The sequence below is a fragment of the Larkinella sp. VNQ87 genome, assembly GCF_049445795.1.
Classification (GTDB): Bacteria; Bacteroidota; Bacteroidia; order Cytophagales; family Spirosomataceae; genus Larkinella.
The window spans coordinates 29,607-46,089 of the sequence record NZ_JBMSDT010000024.1 but is presented as its reverse complement, the minus strand read 5'-3'; the positions used below and the strand labels follow the sequence as shown (position 1 = coordinate 46,089).

Annotated in this window: 14 protein-coding genes; 3 read left to right on the top strand and 11 right to left on the bottom strand. The window is 53.8% G+C overall.

All coding sequences use genetic code 11. The features are described from left to right. Nucleotides 1-109: 109 nt before the first annotated feature. The 3 genes from ACO2Q8_RS28435 to ACO2Q8_RS28425 are packed head-to-tail and all read right to left on the bottom strand — an operon-like array spanning nt 110 to nt 4,529. Nucleotides 110-1,099, bottom strand: a complete 990-nt coding sequence (locus ACO2Q8_RS28435; RefSeq protein WP_423348296.1) for a RagB/SusD family nutrient uptake outer membrane protein — start codon at nt 1,097-1,099, stop codon at nt 110-112. Next, nucleotides 1,021-1,488 carry a hypothetical protein gene (locus ACO2Q8_RS28430; RefSeq protein ID WP_423348295.1) on the bottom strand — a complete coding sequence of 156 codons (468 nt, stop codon included), beginning with the start codon at nt 1,486-1,488 and terminating at the stop codon, nt 1,021-1,023. The genes ACO2Q8_RS28435 and ACO2Q8_RS28430 overlap by 79 nt, the downstream gene beginning before the upstream one ends. Then, nucleotides 1,485-4,529, bottom strand: a complete 3,045-nt coding sequence (locus ACO2Q8_RS28425; protein WP_423348294.1) for a SusC/RagA family TonB-linked outer membrane protein — start codon at nt 4,527-4,529, stop codon at nt 1,485-1,487. Before ACO2Q8_RS28425 ends, ACO2Q8_RS28430 begins: the two co-directional genes overlap by 4 nt. A gap of 384 nt (nt 4,530-4,913) precedes the next feature. Between ACO2Q8_RS28425 and ACO2Q8_RS28420 the strand changes: the two genes are divergently transcribed. Continuing rightward, nucleotides 4,914-7,991, top strand: a complete 3,078-nt coding sequence (locus ACO2Q8_RS28420; RefSeq protein ID WP_423348293.1) for a SusC/RagA family TonB-linked outer membrane protein — start codon at nt 4,914-4,916, stop codon at nt 7,989-7,991. 33 nt (nt 7,992-8,024) lie between these two features. Next, entirely contained in the window at nt 8,025-9,386 is a 1,362-nt protein-coding gene (locus ACO2Q8_RS28415; protein ID WP_423348292.1) for a RagB/SusD family nutrient uptake outer membrane protein, read from the top strand. A gap of 61 nt (nt 9,387-9,447) precedes the next feature. Here ACO2Q8_RS28415 and ACO2Q8_RS28410 read toward each other — a convergent pair whose 3' ends face one another. The 5 genes from ACO2Q8_RS28410 to modA form a co-directional block, all read right to left on the bottom strand. Continuing rightward, nucleotides 9,448-10,215, bottom strand: a complete 768-nt coding sequence (locus ACO2Q8_RS28410) for a patatin-like phospholipase family protein (RefSeq protein WP_423348291.1) — start codon at nt 10,213-10,215, stop codon at nt 9,448-9,450. Between the two features lie 25 nt (nt 10,216-10,240). Beyond that, entirely contained in the window at nt 10,241-11,077 is an 837-nt protein-coding gene (locus ACO2Q8_RS28405; protein WP_423348290.1) for an MBL fold metallo-hydrolase, read from the bottom strand. A 549-nt stretch (nt 11,078-11,626) separates the two neighbouring features. Continuing rightward, nucleotides 11,627-12,484: an ATP-binding cassette domain-containing protein gene (locus ACO2Q8_RS28400; protein ID WP_423348289.1), complete on the bottom strand. Its 858-nt coding sequence runs from the start codon at nt 12,482-12,484 to the stop codon at nt 11,627-11,629. Next, nucleotides 12,484-13,155 (bottom strand): molybdate ABC transporter permease subunit, encoded by a 672-nt coding sequence (gene modB, locus ACO2Q8_RS28395; RefSeq protein ID WP_423348288.1) that lies wholly within the window; start codon nt 13,153-13,155, stop codon nt 12,484-12,486. Before modB ends, ACO2Q8_RS28400 begins: the two co-directional genes overlap by 1 nt. Then, nucleotides 13,152-13,889 (bottom strand): molybdate ABC transporter substrate-binding protein, encoded by a 738-nt coding sequence (gene modA / locus ACO2Q8_RS28390; protein ID WP_423348287.1) that lies wholly within the window; start codon nt 13,887-13,889, stop codon nt 13,152-13,154. Before modA ends, modB begins: the two co-directional genes overlap by 4 nt. A 90-nt stretch (nt 13,890-13,979) precedes the next feature. On the opposite strand from modA, the gene ACO2Q8_RS28385 reads away from it, so the two are divergent. Beyond that, nucleotides 13,980-14,588: a Uma2 family endonuclease gene (locus tag ACO2Q8_RS28385; RefSeq protein ID WP_423348286.1), complete on the top strand. Its 609-nt coding sequence runs from the start codon at nt 13,980-13,982 to the stop codon at nt 14,586-14,588. A 7-nt stretch (nt 14,589-14,595) separates the two neighbouring features. Here ACO2Q8_RS28385 and ACO2Q8_RS28380 read toward each other — a convergent pair whose 3' ends face one another. The 3 genes from ACO2Q8_RS28380 to ACO2Q8_RS28370 all read right to left on the bottom strand — a co-directional run bounded on the left by ACO2Q8_RS28380 (nt 14,596) and on the right by ACO2Q8_RS28370 (nt 16,473). Beyond that, nucleotides 14,596-14,799: a hypothetical protein gene (locus ACO2Q8_RS28380; protein ID WP_423348285.1), complete on the bottom strand. Its 204-nt coding sequence runs from the start codon at nt 14,797-14,799 to the stop codon at nt 14,596-14,598. Between the two features lie 189 nt (nt 14,800-14,988). Continuing rightward, the gene (locus ACO2Q8_RS28375) at nt 14,989-16,041 is read right to left on the bottom strand and encodes a sugar phosphate isomerase/epimerase family protein (protein ID WP_423348284.1); all 1,053 of its coding nucleotides are present in this window, start codon (nt 16,039-16,041) and stop codon (nt 14,989-14,991) included. A gap of 57 nt (nt 16,042-16,098) precedes the next feature. Further along, nucleotides 16,099-16,473, bottom strand: a complete 375-nt coding sequence (locus ACO2Q8_RS28370) for a four helix bundle protein (protein WP_423348283.1) — start codon at nt 16,471-16,473, stop codon at nt 16,099-16,101. Nucleotides 16,474-16,483 lie beyond the last annotated feature (10 nt).

The following is a 16,483-nucleotide window of genomic DNA, read 5'->3' as shown; positions in this document are numbered from 1 at the left end:
GGTTCTCTTAATTCAACTGGCCACGCCCGGCCAACTCCTGCCCGGCCAACCCGTCATAACTCTTCACTCTTAATTTTTAACCGCACGGGCGGCCCCGTCTTAACTCCTTTCAGTATCCCGGATTCTGCGCGTCTTTCAAAGCCGGGTTCCGCTGAATTTCGCCCTGCGGAATCGGCCAGCGTTCGTACCGGCTGTTCCAGTTGGGCGTGAAGGCCGACATGACCGTTTGCGCCCGCCCAGTCCGGATCAGATCGAACCAGCGGTGCCCTTCAAACGCCAGTTCATACACCCGCTCCCGCTCGACGGCCAGCAAGACTTCCGCCTGGTTCGTGGCAACCAGATTCGGGGCTTTGGCCCTGGCGCGCAGCACGTTCAGGTCGGCGATGGCCCCGTTGGCCCCCGTCAGTTTGTTTTGCTGCGCCCGGGCTTCGGCCCGGATCAGATACATCTCGGCCAGCCGCATCAGCACGACGTTGTTATTATCAGCATCGGCGGTGCCATATTTCCGCACTGTCCAGCCGTTGTCGTCGCCATCGAGGTCATCGGCATCAAAGGTGATGGTGGCATTGCGGGTTCCGGCTTCGGTCGATTGCAGGGAAATGACGACCTGGTCGGACGGAATCACTTCCCGACGGCCTACATACAGGTTGGTCAACGAGAAATTACTCGTTCCCGGATCATCCGACAGCGCATAACCGACCTCCAGAATCGACTCCTTGATGAAGTCTTTGCTGATCACATCGATGAAATTTGGCTCCAGGACGTAGACGTTCGCGTTGATGACCTGCGTGGCAAACTGCTCAGCCTGGGCCCAGTTTTTCTGGTAGAGATAATACCGGGCCAACATGGCCTGGGCCGAAATTTTGTTGGCGTAGGTACCGTTCACCACCGTCGCCGTCGATCCGGCTTCGATTGTCGCCAGGTCTTTTTCAGCGGCCGTCCAGTCTTCCAGCACCAGAGCCAGAATCTCGGCTTTCGGCGACTTCGGAATGTTGCGGTTCGTTTCCTGATCGGTCGAAGTCACTTTGGGAAGATCGCCGTAGGTGTGCGCCCCGATAAAGTAGGCATATCCGCGCAAAAACCGCATTTCAGCCAGCACCTGCCGCCGGGTGGCTTGGGGACCCCGCTCACCTCCGGCAACCGTTCGAGGATAAAATTAGCCACATACACCGTGCGGTATAAGTTGCTCCAGAGCGAAGCCACCACGCCGTTGGAAGCCGTAATCTGTTTGGTACCGAATTCCCGTTCGTCGGTAAAGGTACCGTTGTGCCGGATGTAATCGGACGTAAAATCTCCGGCCATCATGGTCTGGGCCGACATGCTCCGCAGGGCACTGTAAGCGCCGATACGAGCGGGTTCTACGTCGGCGGGTTCGTTCAACACCAGGTTATCGACCAGCAAGTCAACCGGTTGGGGTTCCAGAACCGGTGTACAGGAGGCCAGCCAGGCGAGTGCCAGAATAGCTGTATAGCGAATGAAACGGATCATAGGTTTAGAGAGATACCCACCATCATGGTTTTGTACTGAGGAATGGTGAAAAAGTCGATGCCCTGGGCCGTGGTCGACCCATCCAGCGTGCTAACCTCCGGATCGGGACCGCTGTACCGGGTCCAGGTCCAGAGGTTGGTGGCCGACGCATAGATACGGGCTCCCGACACGATCCGGAAGCGTTCGACGTACTTTTTAGGCAAATTGTAGCCCAGAGTCAGGTTTTTCAACCGCAGATACGAACCGTCTTCCAGAAACCGGCTGCTGTGGTAATTATTGTAGCTATCCTGGTACACATAGCGCGGTACACTGGTAATGTCACCCGGTTTTTGCCAGCGTTCGAGCGCTTTCCGCGACTGGTTTGTCTGGAGATCGGCCCCCGTATTGATCGTGCTGACACTCGTGAAGTTCAGCATTTTATTGCCGTATGAGCCTTGTAAAAACACCGTCAGGTCAAATCCTTTGTAGGAAATCCGGTTGTTCAAGCCGCCAAACAGCTTGGGCTGGGCATTCCCGATGACCTGTCCGTCGTCGGGGGAGATTCGGCCATCCCCGTTGAGGTCATCATAAATGGCATCGCCCGTGGCCGGGTCGACGCCCAGGAACTTCAAGCCCCAGAATGAGCCCAGTGGATGCCCCTGCAACACGACGTTTGTACTACCGACCCCATTGGCCGTGTAACCCCGAAACAGCGGTCCATCGTTGGCAAGCTCAACCACTTCATTGCGGTTGTGCGAAAGGTTCAGGTCGGTGTTCCAGCGAAAACCGCCCCGGTCGATATTGACCGTCGAAACCATCAATTCGATTCCCCGGTTGGAGATTTTTCCAATATTGCCCTGCACCGTACCAAAACCGGTGGTCGCCGGAATCGGCTGGGCGAACAGGAGCCGGTCGGTCAGGTTATCGTAAACATCCAGCGACACATTCAGCCGTCCGTTGAACAGATTGGCGTCCAACCCCAGATTGGCCTCGCGGGTTCGCTCCCATTGCAGCAACGGGTTGGCCAGGGCATCGGGCCCCAACCCGGAAGCGCCACTGTAGGTGACGGCGGCCCAGGTTCCCAGAAACTGGTAATCCCCAATTCGCTCGTTGCCGGTATACCCAAAACTGGCCCGCAGTTTCAGGTCGTTCACAAACCGGAGCGGCTCCATGAATTTTTCCTGTGAAATCCGCCAGCCCACCGATACGGAGGGGAATAAGCCAAATTGTCGGTCCTTTCCAAACCGGGAGGAGCCGTCGTAACGGGCCGTCACCGTGGCCAGGTACCGGTCGTCGTAATCATACCGAAATTCGCCGAACGTCGAGATCAACCCGCTCTGGAGGTAGCCTGAGCTTCCGTTGTCCACAATCCCGGCGGAGGTGATGTAGGTAAAATCGTCACTCGGAAATAACCGCCCCTGAACGCTGCTGCTGCGCTCTCTCCGTTGCAAAATTTCCAGTCCGGCCAGGGCATTGAACCGATGTTTTTCGTTCAGCAGAAAATTGTAGGTCAGCGTGTTGGTATTAATGAACGTGCTGAGGTTGGCGGTGCTGAACACACCGTAACCCTGTCCGCCGACACTTTCCAGATACCCGCCGATGGCCGTGGCCGACGACTCGAACTGGTCTTCCGTCACCTGGTTGTAATCGACGCTGACTTTCGACCGAAACCGGAGGTTTTGCAACAGTTCATATTCGGCCCACAAACCGCCCAGCATCTTGATCGTATAGGTATCGAACCGGGGCAGAAGCGCCTGCGCAACCGGGTTAAAGTTTGGAAAACCGGCGTAGTTGGGGTCACTGGGGCCGTAAAGTTGCCCCTGTTCGTTGTAAGGGGCATAAAAAGGCAGGGATTTCACGGCACCAGAATACACGCCGTCCAGAAAGTTGTCCCCTTTCACCCGCTTGTTCAGCACCCGCGAGAGGGTCAGGTCGGTTCCGAATGACAGGGCCGAATTGGCTTTATGATCAAAGCTGAGCTTGCCCGACATCCGGGTAAATCGGTTGTTGAGTTGAATGCCTTCTTCGTCGCGGTAGCTGCCACTGAGGTAAAAATGCGTTTTTTCGTTTCCGCCCGAAGCCGAGAGCTGGTATTGCTGGTAGAGCCCTTTCCGCAAAACCGCGTCGACCCAGTCGGTATTCACGCCGTCGGTAACGCCTTTGATCAAACCCAGTTTGTCCGGATTCTGACCGGCATTGATGACGGCTTCGCGTTGCAGTTCAAGGAGTTCGGTCGAGTTCAACAGATCCGGGCGTCTGACGATTTCGGTCATTCCCCGCTGGACATCGGCCACAAAGGTCGTTTTCTGATTGGCTTTTCCTTTTTTGGTCGTAATCAGTACCACGCCATTGGCCGCCCGCGAACCGTAAATGGCTTTGGCGGAAGCATCTTTCAGGACCTGGATGGATTCAATGTCGTTGGGGTTCAGCAACGAGAAAGCGTTGTCGTTCTGACCGCCGAAGTCCCGGCCCGATAGCCGTTCGTCCTCCACCGGTACGCCATCGACAATGAACAACGGGCGGTTGCTGGCCGTAATGGACGTGCTTCCCCGGACCCGGACCGTAATGCCGCCCCCGGGTGTTCCGGACGACTGCGTGACGAGGACACCCGCAGCCTGGCCTTGCAGCGCCTGGTCGAAGCTCGTGACTGGTATTTCTTTAAACCGTTCGCTGGTTACCGAAACCATCGAACCGGTAATATCCTTCTTCTGAACGGAGTTATAGCCCGTAACGACCACCTGGGCCAGTTCGTTGACAGACTCGGCCATCTGAATGTTGATGACGGAGCGCCGGTCGATGGTGACATCCTGGGCTACCAGGCCAATGGACGAAAACGTCAGCACATTGCGGTCGTCGGGGACATTGATGGTGTAATTCCCATCGGCATCGGTGCTTACCCCGATGGTGGTTCCTTTGACCACGACGTTTACACCGGGGATGGTGGAGCCGTCCTGCACTGCGGTTACCCGCCCCGTCACCCGGCGAGCCTGCCCAAAGGCCAAACTTCCCGTCAGGATAAGGAGTACACACCAGAAGCTAAATAAGGTAAAATGTTTTCTCATCTACAGGTCACTGGGTAATAAATGGACTAGGAATGGCCAGCTACAGCCCGTTTTGGGGAATTCAACGTTCAATATAGTTATTTTTCAACATAGTTAACGTCGAAGAGGCTTTATTCAATGTATACCAATTGAAAAATAATGTTACATCCATAAAGACGCAGTTTCTTGCCCATTCGTTGTGGCAGATTTAAAAAAGAGATCCTTTTTTAAGCAACCGACAAGCACAAGTTAAATTCCAGGGATAGAATATGATTTTTTTCTTGAAAAGCATTGACCAAACAATATTCCACAAGCCGTAGTCTAAACGAAATTTTTCTAACCAGATACCATTTAGTATTTTTACAAACTTTTGAACCTATCTAATTTCACATTTTATTTCATCCTATGAACAAACTATTAAGATTTGGACTCTTCCTGTGGGTACTTTTTACCACAGCCGAGGGTTATGCTCAGGACCGTCTCGTGACTGGTCGTGTAACGTCTTCCGATGATGGCAGTCCGCTACCGGGTGTGTCGGTAACCGTCAAAGGGCGCTCACAGGGCACATTAACCAACGAAACCGGTGATTACCGGATATCCGTTAGTGGGAACGCCACGCTTGTTTTTAGCTTTATCGGTTTCACGTCTACCGAACAAGTCGTCGGAGAGCGTACCACCATCAACATTGTTCTGCAATCCGATGTAAAAAATCTGAATGAAGTAGTCGTTACGGGTTTCGGTTCTCAAATCAAGCGGGAACTGACGGGTAATATTGCCAAAATCCGGCCAAGCGACATTCAGGATCAGCCCGTAACGACCTTCGACCAGGCCCTTCAGGGAAAAGCCGCCGGGGTGCAGGTCAACGCCGGAACGGGGAAACTTGGTCAGGCCATCCGGATCAATGTGCGGGGGCAGTCGTCGGTTTCGGCTTCCAACCAACCGTTGTATGTGATCGACGGTATTCCGGTTACGACCGAAAACCTGAGTATTAATGCCGCACCGACCAATCCATTAACGGACATCAACCCGCAGGATATTGAATCCGTCGAAATTCTGAAGGATGCCTCGGCTGCGGCTATTTATGGTTCGCGGGCGGCCAACGGCGTCGTGCTGATTACGACCAAAAAAGGGAAAGCGGGCCGGACCAACGTTAACTTCGGGGCGCAGTACGGTTCGAGTGAACCCACCCGGAAAGTACGGTTTATGAATGCGCAGGAATACGTCGATTTTTACCGGCGGGCGGCTGCTAACCGCGACCGGATCGATGGCACCCCGCAGGAAGATCCGGATTCGTACTCAACGTACATTGAAGATTTCTTCAATGCCCAGTCGCTTGGCACCTTCGGTACGCCCAATCAGGTCGATACTAAATGGGGCGATCTGGCCTTTCAGGATGCACCGTTCCAGCAATACGATCTGAACCTTAACGGCGGCAACGATAAAACCTCGTTTTACATCTCCGGTCAGCTTCTGGATCAGAAAGGAGTTTTGATCGGGAATGCCTTGACGCGGTATACCGGCCGGATTAACCTCGACCACCAGGTATCCAACCGGGTACGGGTCGGGTTGAACATGGGATTGACCCGGACGCTGAACAAACGGCTCTCCGGCGACCGCCAGTTCGACAACCCGATGCAGATCAACGCCCTCGTCCCACTGACGCCCTCTACCGATCCCGAAACCGGGTTGCCAATCGGAACGCCACCCGGCGACCCCAGTTTACCTCTTTACTATAACCCTATCATCAATGTCGGTAACTTTACATTCAATACAACCGTCTACCGCAACATCAGTAGTCTGTACGGCCAGCTTGCCATTGCCAAAGGACTGACTTTCCGGACCGAATTCGGTCTGGACGTGCTCAACCAGCAGGAAGAACGCTACTGGAACAGCAAAACCGCCCGCAATTCCAGCGCTCCGCAGGGGCTGGGCCAAGATCGGTACAACCGGGTTGAAAACTACAACACCAACAATTTCTTCACGTACAACACCCTCTTTGGCCGTCACGCACTGGATGCTACCCTGGGGATGTCCTATCAACAGTGGCAACGCAAACTTAATCAGGTGGAAGGCCGGGATTTCCCGTCGGATGCTTACCGGCAGATCGCCAGCGCGGCCCTGATCAGTGGCGGAACGTCGGAGCAAACCAACTACCGCTTCCTGTCGTATTTTGCCCGGGCCAACTACAAGTTTGCCGATCGGTATTTGTTGAGCGCCAGCGCCCGGATCGACGGTTCTTCCCGCTTCGGTCGTAACAGTCGCTACGGTTTTTTCCCGGCGGTTTCGGCGGGTTGGGTCATCAGCGAAGAAGAATTTCTGCGCAACAACAACGTCGTGAGCTTCCTGAAACTCCGGGCCAGCTTCGGCCGGACGGGGAACGCTGAAATCGACAACTTCCCGCAGTTGGGTCTTTTCATCGGGGATGCCAATTACGCCGGTTTGCCGGGCCAGCGCCCCTCCCAGCTTGCCAACCCGGATTTGAAGTGGGAGACCACTGACCAGTTTGATGTAGGCGTCGATTTTGGCTTTCTGAATAACCGGATCAACGGGGAAATCGACTATTACGACAAGCGGACTTCGGGGCTGTTGCTGAACGTGAACGTGCCCGGAACGAGCGGTTTCTCGTCCCAGTTCCGAAACATTGGTAGCCTGACCAACAAAGGTTTCGAATTCGTCCTGAACACCGAAAACCTGGTGGGTGCGTTCCGCTGGAATACCAGCCTCAACTTTGCCTCCAACCGCAACAAGATTACCGATTTGCAGGGCCAGATTATCGAAGGCGGTTTTCAGGCCATGAGCCGGGCAGTCGAAGGTCAGCCCCTGGGCGTGTTCTTTACCCGGGAGTATGCCGGTGTTGACCCGGCCAACGGCAACGCGCTCTGGTATCGCAACCGGCCCAACGCGGACGGAACCATCGACCGATCGACAACCAATGTGTACAACCAGGCCGAACGGGTGGTGATAGGCAGCCCGCTGCCGAAATGGACCGGTGGCGTCACCAACACGTTCTCCTACAAAGGATTTAGTCTGAGCGTCTTCTTCAACGGCGTATTTGGGAATAAAATCAACTTCTTCGGTGTGGGCCAATACTCTTCCGCGAACGGCATTTACGAAGACAACCAAACCGCCGATCAGCTAGCCGCGTGGACTCCCGAAAACCCGAACACCAATGTTCCGGAAGCACGGTTCTACCGGGCCAATGGCTCGCAGGCATCCAGCCGATACATCCAGGATGGCTCTTTTGTTCGTTTGCGGACGGCCACGTTGTCATACAACCTTCCGAAAACACTCATCAGCCGGATCAAACTGAATTCCGTCCGGTTTTTTGTGTCAGGGCAAAACCTGCTGACGTTTACGGATTATTCAGGCTGGGATCCAGAGGTCAATGCGGACGATACCGTGACCAACATTGCGCAAGGGTATGATTTTTACTCAGCGCCCCAGGCCCGCACCATCACGGGAGGTATTAACATCGGGTTTTAATTGATTGACATTTCCAAAAAGCATTTTCTTCCTATGAATAGATCCGTAAAAATTTGGTTTTGCATCGGCCTGAGCGCCCTGCTCACGACCGCCTGTGACGACCGTCTGGATGTGCAGCCCACCCAAAGCATCGAGGCTAGCCAGGCGCTGAACACGGAGCAGGATGTGATCATTACACTGACCGGCGCCTACGACGGCCTGAGCGATATTAACCTCTACGGCGGAGGGATTCAGTATACCAGTGAATTGCTCGGCAACAACCGCGATGTGGTTTTCGCCGGAACGTTCTCGACGCTCAACGAACTATCCCAGCGGGCGGTTACCACCTCCAACACCGTGGTGCGGGATTTCTGGCTTGACGGTTACAACGCCATCAACCGCGCCAACAACGTGCTGTCGGCCCTCGACAAGGTAGGTGAAGCCAACCGGGGGAACATCGAAGGCCAGGCCCGCTTTATCCGGGGAGCCATTTACTTCGAACTCGTGAGAGCGTTTGCCAAAGACTGGGGTGATGGAACCCCGGGCCAGAACCCGGGTGTACCGCTTGTGCTGGAACCGACCGACGCTATTTCCGACGACGATTACCGGGCCCGCAATACCGTTGCAGAGGTGTATACACAGGTCCTGGCCGATCTGACGCAGGCCGAAACCCTGCTACCCGAAGAGCAGGAAAACGGAACCGCCTTTGCAACCAAAGGGGCAGCTCAAGCACTGCTCGCCCGGGTGTATCTCCAGCAACGGAATTACGCCCAGGCCCGCGATGCCGCTAACCGGGTGATCACGTCCGGAACTTATGCCCTGGGAGCCACTTTTGCCGAAGTGTTCACGGACGGAACCGCCGGAAACCTATCCGAGGTGATCTTCCGGATTGCCATTTCCGAACAGGATGGGGTGAATGATCTGAACACGTTTTTTGCGTCTTCGTTGAACCAGGGCCGGGGCGACATCCGGTTACAGCAAGCATTCCTGCAATTGTACGAAACGGCTGATGTACGCGGGCAGTTTATCAACCGGGCGACCATCAATACGTTCACCAGCAAGTTCAACGACCAGTTTGGGGATGTTCCCGTCGTGCGGCTGGCCGAAATGTACCTGATCCGCGCCGAAGCTAATTTCCGGCTGAACACAACCATCGGCGCTACGCCCCTGGAAGATATCAACCGGATTCGGAACCGCGCGAAAGCAACACCGCTCACCCAGGCACAACTCACGCTGGATGCCATCCTGCGCGAACGGCGGCTGGAACTGGCATTTGAAGGAAACCTGCTGCCTGACGTCAAACGAACCGGTGCCAGCATCGGCACCACGCCCGCTACGGCCAATAACCTGGTCTTGCCGATTCCGCAACGCGAAATCGATACGAACAAAGAGCTTGTTCAGAATCCGGGTTATTGAGGCACTTCCAGCCCACTTCAACGAAAAGCCCTTCCGTTCTGGAAGGGCTTTTTCATTTGTATTACTGGGCGGATTCAGCAATTTTGACGAGTTGCGGTTCCAGCGCCCGAACGTGCTGATACCCCAGCCGAAACAGTTCACGGGCGCGTCGCCAGTCAAACACGTCAAACCGGCTCAGTTCGGGCGGTTCGATCAGGAGGTTACAGCGGGCCAGTCGTTCGTTTGTCTTGCTCCGGACCGCCAGAACCAGGCTGCGTTCCAGAACACCCTTCATGGACGTAAGCGGTTTATGCGAAACAAACGGATTGCAGTGACTCCCGACGATAAAATCTACTTTTTGTTCAATTACTTCAACCGGCATGTTGTTTAAAACCGCTCCGTCAACATACTGTTGCTTGTTGATCCAATACGGCTCAAAAATACCAGGCAAACAACAGGATGCCAGCACCGGACGAACCAGTTCTCCGGTGTCAAAAACCGCCAAGGTTCCTTCCGTCAGGTTCGTCGCAACCACATGCAACGGAATCGGAAGAGTCTCAAACCGATCTTCCGGCAGGTAGGTTCGGTACAGGGTTTCCGCTTTATCAAGCCGCAGCAGTCCCATGCGGGTAAAAGCCGGGCGAACGTGCCGGTAGAACGGGGTCGTTTCAATAATTTTCAGGATTTCATCCGGGGAATAGCCGTAAGCAAACAGAGAGCCAACGATAGCGCCTGCGCTCGTTCCGGCAAGCTGGCTAAACGAAAAACCGGCTTCCAGCAAGCCCTTCAACACGCCCAGGTGTGCAATTCCCCGAGCACCTCCTCCGGAAAGTACTAAACCAAATGTCATTCCGATCGATCTGGGTGGTTGTTTCTTACAATAACGCGTTCAGCGGTCCTTTATCGCGAATTCGGAAGCCTTTTTGGGTGGCTTCAACGGTAGCCGCTTCAACAACCGGATCGTGTTCAAACACCAGAACCCAGTTTTCGTCGGCGGCTTTTTTCAATAAATCGGCTTTTTCCTGCATCGTCAGCAGCGGTCGAACGTCGTAGCCCATGATCCAGGGCAAAGCCAGGTGGGCCGACGATGGAATCAGATCGGCGACATACGCCACAATCCGGTTTTTGACCCGAAAAACCGGTAGGGTCATCTTCTCCGTATGTCCATCGACCGGTAACAAATCAATTTCCGGAAACGGAAAAGCATCCTGGTCCCAATACCGTAACTGCCCGCTTGCCTGCAAAGGTTCAATGTTCTCTTTCAAAAACGACGCCTTTTCACGAGGATTCGGATCGATGGCCCACCGCCAGTGCGCACTATGACTCCAGTACGTTGCATTTGGAAAAGTAGGCACTAACAGATCAGCCTGCCGCCGGACCGCTCCGCCCACATGGTCGAAATGCAGATGCGTTAGAAACACGTCTGTCACTTCTTTGGGTGAATAACCGGCCTGCTGAATAGAGCCCAGCAGGGATGCATCGCCGTGCGGTTCGTAGTAACTGAAAAACCGGGCATCCTGCTTATCGCCCAGCCCGGTATCGACCAACATCAGACGGTCGCGGTCTTCCACCAGCAGACACCGCATCGCCCACGTACACAAGTTCCGTTCGTCGGCCGGATTAAGGTTATTCCAGAGTACCTTCGGAACGACGCCGAACATCGCTCCCCCATCAAGCTTGAAAAATCCGGTATCAATTGTATGTAGTTGCATGATTTCAAAAATTGAATAAGTAATCAATTTTCCTCACTAAATTTGTGATTCCAATGAGAGATTTACTAAAAATGATCATAAAAAAGTCTTTCAAATATTTCAAAAAAGTTTGATTTACCTTGCATTTACCAGACAAACCGATTACTTTTAGGCATTAATATAAATACTTGACGTGTATGAACTTGATGAATTCCCCTGTCATGCTACTCGATCCGAGTTAGTACTGCTGCTGAATTTCTGGTAGTTTCGCGTTTGATTTCACCTCCAACCTTGATTGGAAGAAAAGCAGCAACCGGGTAGCTGGTTGTCATAAATGATTTCGCCTTCCTTGAATGCGTTGGAGTAACGATATTTAAAATTTTCGCTTGCAAATAAGTGATCAATCGGAAAGGCCGGTATAGAGGTTTCATAGTTTTGTGTTTGGCTTGCCGGACAATAATATGAAATGGTTATACTGATCTTTTTAAGCCTTACCCTTCGCGGGGTAAGGTAGGTAGGACAGAGAAAAATGGTAGCAAAAATCCCCGACTTTCGGGGATTTTTCTTTTTCTACTGATCCTGGCGAGTGACCGTCGCCGGCTCCACATTCAGGGTTACTAAATCGCCAATTTGCCATTCGAAACCATCAGAATGCGTGTTCATCACGATGCCCGTGGTCAGTAGTTGAATTGAAACCTGGCTGGGATCCTTTCCGACTGCGATTATTTTTCCTTCTATCGTATAGGCTAGGCCGGTACGTATAGGTGGCTTTTTTTGCCCGTGTCTAACCAATTTTCCCTGCTTTAGTTCAATCCATTGATCCGCAATCCGTTGAACTTCCTCATGCTGATGGCTTACCAAAACTGTCGTTGTCCCAAACCGTTGGTGCAACCGCAGAAGCTCGTCCAGCAGCGGCTCGCGGGTATCGGCGTCCAGGGCCGAGAACGGTTCGTCCAGCAGCAACACTTGAGGACGCCTGGCCAGCGCCCGGACCAGAGCCACCCGCTGCCGCTGACCACCCGACAAGGTCGCCGGTTTCCGCTCGGCCAAGGTCGTCAGTCCGGCCAGCTCAAGCAGTTCGTCCACAAAGGGATCGCGTTGGTTTCCGGCTGCGAACTGCACATTTTGTCGGACAGTCATGTTTGGAAAAAGGGCGGCATCCTGAAATACCATCCCGACATTTCGCTGTTGTGGCGGCCAATTAATCCGCTGCGCTGAATCGAACCAGATTTGCTCACCGACCCGAATTTCCCCGAACGCGGGGGGCGTTAATCCTGCCAGAATCCGGAGGAGCGTCGTCTTACCCGAACCCGATGGGCCATACAAACCGGTCAGACTACCGGCTTCCAGGACCAACTCCACATCCAGCGCATCCGGTCCACCGGCAAACAGCAGCTCCATGCGCGCACGCAGGTAGATGGAAGCCATTAAAAGATCACCCATTTTTTATTGACGGCATAAACAATCAGCAAAATACCAAAGGAGACCGCCAACAACAACAAGGCGTAGGCATTGGCAGCATCGTAATGCAGCAATTCAACCTCGTCGTAAATCGCCACGGACGCCACCCGGGTCTGACCTGGCAGGTTTCCGCCAATCATGAGTACCAGACCAAATTCGCCGATCGTGTGTGCGAACGACAGCACCACGCCCGTCAGCAGAGACGGTTTGATATTGGGCAACAACACGCGAAGAAACGTTTCCCGACGGGATTTGCCCAGTGTGTAGGAAGCTTCCCGCAGGGACGCCGGGAGGTTCTCCAACCCAGCCTGCACCGGATGCACCATAAACGGCAGACTGTACACAATCGACGCAATCACGAGCCCTTCAAACGTAAACAGCAGCCGCAGATTCAACCAGGTCAGCAGCTTTTCCCCAAGGAAACCGGTCGGACTGAACGCCAGCAGGAAGTAAAAGCCCAGCACCGACGGTGGCAACACCAGGGGCAGACTGATCACCGCTTCGGCTATGGGCTTAATTCGCCAGCGCGTAAACGCCAGCCAGCCCGCGAGCGGAATACCGATCAAAATCAGCAATAAGGTGGTCATGGTAGCCAGGCGCAGGGTAAGCAACAGCGGTTGCCAGTCGAAATCCGTCATAGGCGCGAAGGCGTTTGGTAGCCGTACTGCCGGAAAATAGCCTGAGCTTCGGCCGAGAACAGGTATTCGTAGAATTTGCGGGCCTTGGGTTGCGCGTTTTTCAGCAGAATGACGCCCTGGGCAATCGGCTTCGCATCCTTCACCTCGACCCACCGCCCTTTTCCCCGCAAGGCCGGCTCCAGCACTACGGATTTGGCCGTAAAACCAGCTTCAACGGCCCCTGAGAGCAGGTATTGATTCACCTGGGCAATGCTTTCGCCGTAGACCAGTTTGGGTTGCAGGGCGTTCAGGCGGTTTTGCCGGGTCAGCATATCCACGGCAGCCGCACCGTAGGGAGCCAGTTTTGGATTGGCGACGGCGATTTTGTGTATTCGCTTGTCCGTTAAAACCGCCAGCCCTTTCGCCGGATTAAAACCGGTCTGCGTCCAGAGCACCAGCAGTCCGTACGCATAAATCCGGGGAACGGTTTGGGACAGTCCAGCTTTGTAAAGAATTTCGGGATAGTCCAGATCGGCCGACAGAAAGACGTCGAACGGTGCACCATGCTGAATCTGCGCCGTCAGCTTGCCCGACGAATTGACGATAGGTTCGACCGTTAAACCCGTTTTCTTCTCAAAACCCGCCTGCAACTTTTCCATGACAAACTGCGCATTGGCGGCCACGGCGACCCGGATTTTCTGAGCAGCGGCCGAAAAGCCCATTACCGTAAACAACAAAAGGAGCCCGATGCGCATGGAAACTCGTTATGGTTTTTCAAATATAACGAGTTCTTGAAAAAATGGATTATAATTAGTAGTATTGATTGCAACGTACTGACGCAGCCGATGGCGATACCGATTGTCTTTGAGGAGCCCAAACGCCGAAAGCGGGTTCCGGCCTACCTGATTTACGAAACACTCAACGGGAAGCCCCGCTATTACCGGGGCTATAAGGAAGTTTTGTCCGGCAAAAAAACGCCCGCTGAGATTATGGGAAGTAGTTCGTTACAAGCGGCTCTCGTGTCACTTATTCACGGTTTTTTATTTACTCACATAAACCGTAAACAGTATCTCCTGGTCACGAATGAATCGGGTGTCCATTTGGACAAAGGCAGTAATTTATCCAATGACATTGCCCTATTTGAACGAGCCGGTTTGGTTTTAAACAACAAATATTTTGATGTGGCCCCCAAAGTGGCCATCGAAATTGATGTGCGAATTGAGGTGGGAGACCAACCGAGCCAGGAACAAAATTACGTCTACGAAAAAACCGAGCGCCTGCTGGCTTTTGGCGTTGAAAAAGTCCTCTGGATCACGACGCAACCTCCAAAATTGCTCGTTGCCACCCGCGACGCAGCCTGGACAACGCACAACTGGGATGTAACCGCGCCGGTTTTGGACGATTGCGTGCTGAACCTGGCGGAACTGTTGCGGGAAGAGGGGATTGAGTGGTGACCTGCCGTCACCTCCCCGGATTAAACCGGGCCGCATCGAGAATGGACCAGAGGTGAATCAGCCAGCCGAGCAGGAAAAACCAGAGGACTCCGGCCAGCACAAAATGAACAATCGCCATCAGCAACCGGCCCTGCAACAGTTGGCCCAAACCGGGGATGAAGAAGCTACAAAGGGCCGCTATCACGTTGCCGCCCGATCCTTGACCTGCCATGTTTTTTGCGCGTTTAATGAGTTGTTTACTACCCTAAAGTAGCGTTTGTAACGAATGGCTTCCGCCAGCTTTGTGACAAACGGAAGTCCTTCTCTTTAAACTGCCAAAAACCGGGTCGGGTTATAAATTTTGAGGGCTTTTCGGAAAAACCGGGTTGCCGGTTCCTGCCGAAAAGCCCTCTTATCCCGTTTACAGGCCCAACACCTTCTTGTTGAACTCCTCATCGGCACCGGTTCCGGCGAAGTCATCGAAGGCGCGTTCCGTCACGCGGATGATGTGGTTTTCGATGAATGGAGCCCCTTCCGCTGCGCCCTGCTCGGGGTGCTTGATGGCGCACTCCCACTCCAGCACCGCCCAGCCGTCGTAGTCGTACTGCGACAGTTTGCTGAAAATGCCAGAGAAGTCGACCTGCCCGTCGCCCAGCGAACGGAACCGCCCGGCCCGCTCGACCCAGCCCTGGTACCCGCCATAAACGCCCTGCTTGCCGGTCGGATTGAACTCGGCATCCTTCACGTGGAAGGCGTAAATCCGGTCGTGGTAGAAGTCGATGAATTGCAGGTAGTCGAGTTGTTGCAGCACGAAGTGGCTCGGGTCGTAGTTGATCCCGGCGCGCGGGTGGCCGTTGACGTGATCGAGGAACGTCTCGAACGTGATGCCGTCGTGCAGGTCTTCGCCGGGATGCAGTTCGTAGCCGACGTTGACGCCCGCTTCGTCGAACGCATCCAGAATCGGCGTCCAGCGCTTCGCCAGTTCCTGGAAGGCCGTCGTGACCAAACCGGCCGGGCGTTGGGGCCACGGATACACAAACGGCCACAGCAATGCACCCGAGAACGTGACGTGCGAGGTCAGGCCAAGATTCTGGCTGGCTTTGGCCGCCCACTTCAGTTGCTGCGTGGCCCACTCCTGCTGTTCTTTCGGTTTCCCGGCCAGTTCCGCCGGACCAAACCCGTCGAACATCGAGCCGTAAGCCGGGTGAACGGCAACGAGCTGGCCTTGCAAGTGAGTCGACAATTCGGTGATTTCGACGCCGATGTCTTTCAGTTTGCCTTTCAGATCGTCGCAATAGCCCGCGCTTTCGGCGGCTTGCTTGAGATCAATCAAGCGCGGGTCCCAGGTTGGGATCTGGATGCCCTTGTAGCCCAGATCCGCCATGTATTTGGCAATCGACTCGAGTGAGTTAAACGGTTCTGTATCACCCAGAAACTGGGCCAGAAATACAGCGGGGCCTTGGATGGTTTTCATGGTTTTATAAGTTTTGAATGAGTGAATGAGTGAATGAGCGAATGCAGGAATGGTGAATCATGTGTTTTTTCGGGCTTTAGAGAGAACTTTCACGATTTCGGTCGCTTCCTGCATCAAGCTTTCCATTCTTTGGTAAGTCATAATACCTGTTTCAGTTAAAACTTCCATCCAAAATAATGACTCGTCAGCTTCTTCAATCGTAATGCTCAGTTTCGCATAAAATTCAGCCTTACTCCTTGCCCGACAGGCTGCCCGATAGTTTGCTCCTGTGGAAGAAGCAGCTCGCAGGAATTGTTTACCAATGATTTTGGCTTCATCCGTGGTTGGTAGAGCCTGAAATACGCGGACGCTCCGAAGAACATACTGTTTTGTTCTTTTTTTGAACTCTTCAACGAATTCTTCTTTAGCCAAATCCCGTGGTTGATTCTCCATGATCAAGGCA

Coding starts and splice junctions, on each gene's coding strand:
- ACO2Q8_RS28430 (WP_423348295.1), bottom strand. CDS start 1,488: ATGATCCGTTTCATTCGCTATACAGCTATTCTGGCACTCGCCTGGCTG.
- ACO2Q8_RS28425 (WP_423348294.1), bottom strand. CDS start 4,529: ATGAGAAAACATTTTACCTTATTTAGCTTCTGGTGTGTACTCCTTATC.
- ACO2Q8_RS28420 (WP_423348293.1), top strand. CDS start 4,914: ATGAACAAACTATTAAGATTTGGACTCTTCCTGTGGGTACTTTTTACC.
- ACO2Q8_RS28415 (WP_423348292.1), top strand. CDS start 8,025: ATGAATAGATCCGTAAAAATTTGGTTTTGCATCGGCCTGAGCGCCCTG.
- ACO2Q8_RS28410 (WP_423348291.1), bottom strand. CDS start 10,215: ATGACATTTGGTTTAGTACTTTCCGGAGGAGGTGCTCGGGGAATTGCA.
- ACO2Q8_RS28405 (WP_423348290.1), bottom strand. CDS start 11,077: ATGCAACTACATACAATTGATACCGGATTTTTCAAGCTTGATGGGGGA.
- ACO2Q8_RS28400 (WP_423348289.1), bottom strand. CDS start 12,484: ATGGCTTCCATCTACCTGCGTGCGCGCATGGAGCTGCTGTTTGCCGGT.
- modB (WP_423348288.1), bottom strand. CDS start 13,155: ATGACGGATTTCGACTGGCAACCGCTGTTGCTTACCCTGCGCCTGGCT.
- modA (WP_423348287.1), bottom strand. CDS start 13,889: ATGCGCATCGGGCTCCTTTTGTTGTTTACGGTAATGGGCTTTTCGGCC.
- ACO2Q8_RS28385 (WP_423348286.1), top strand. CDS start 13,980: ATGGCGATACCGATTGTCTTTGAGGAGCCCAAACGCCGAAAGCGGGTT.
- ACO2Q8_RS28380 (WP_423348285.1), bottom strand. CDS start 14,799: ATGGCAGGTCAAGGATCGGGCGGCAACGTGATAGCGGCCCTTTGTAGC.
- ACO2Q8_RS28375 (WP_423348284.1), bottom strand. CDS start 16,041: ATGAAAACCATCCAAGGCCCCGCTGTATTTCTGGCCCAGTTTCTGGGT.
- ACO2Q8_RS28370 (WP_423348283.1), bottom strand. CDS start 16,473: ATGGAGAATCAACCACGGGATTTGGCTAAAGAAGAATTCGTTGAAGAG.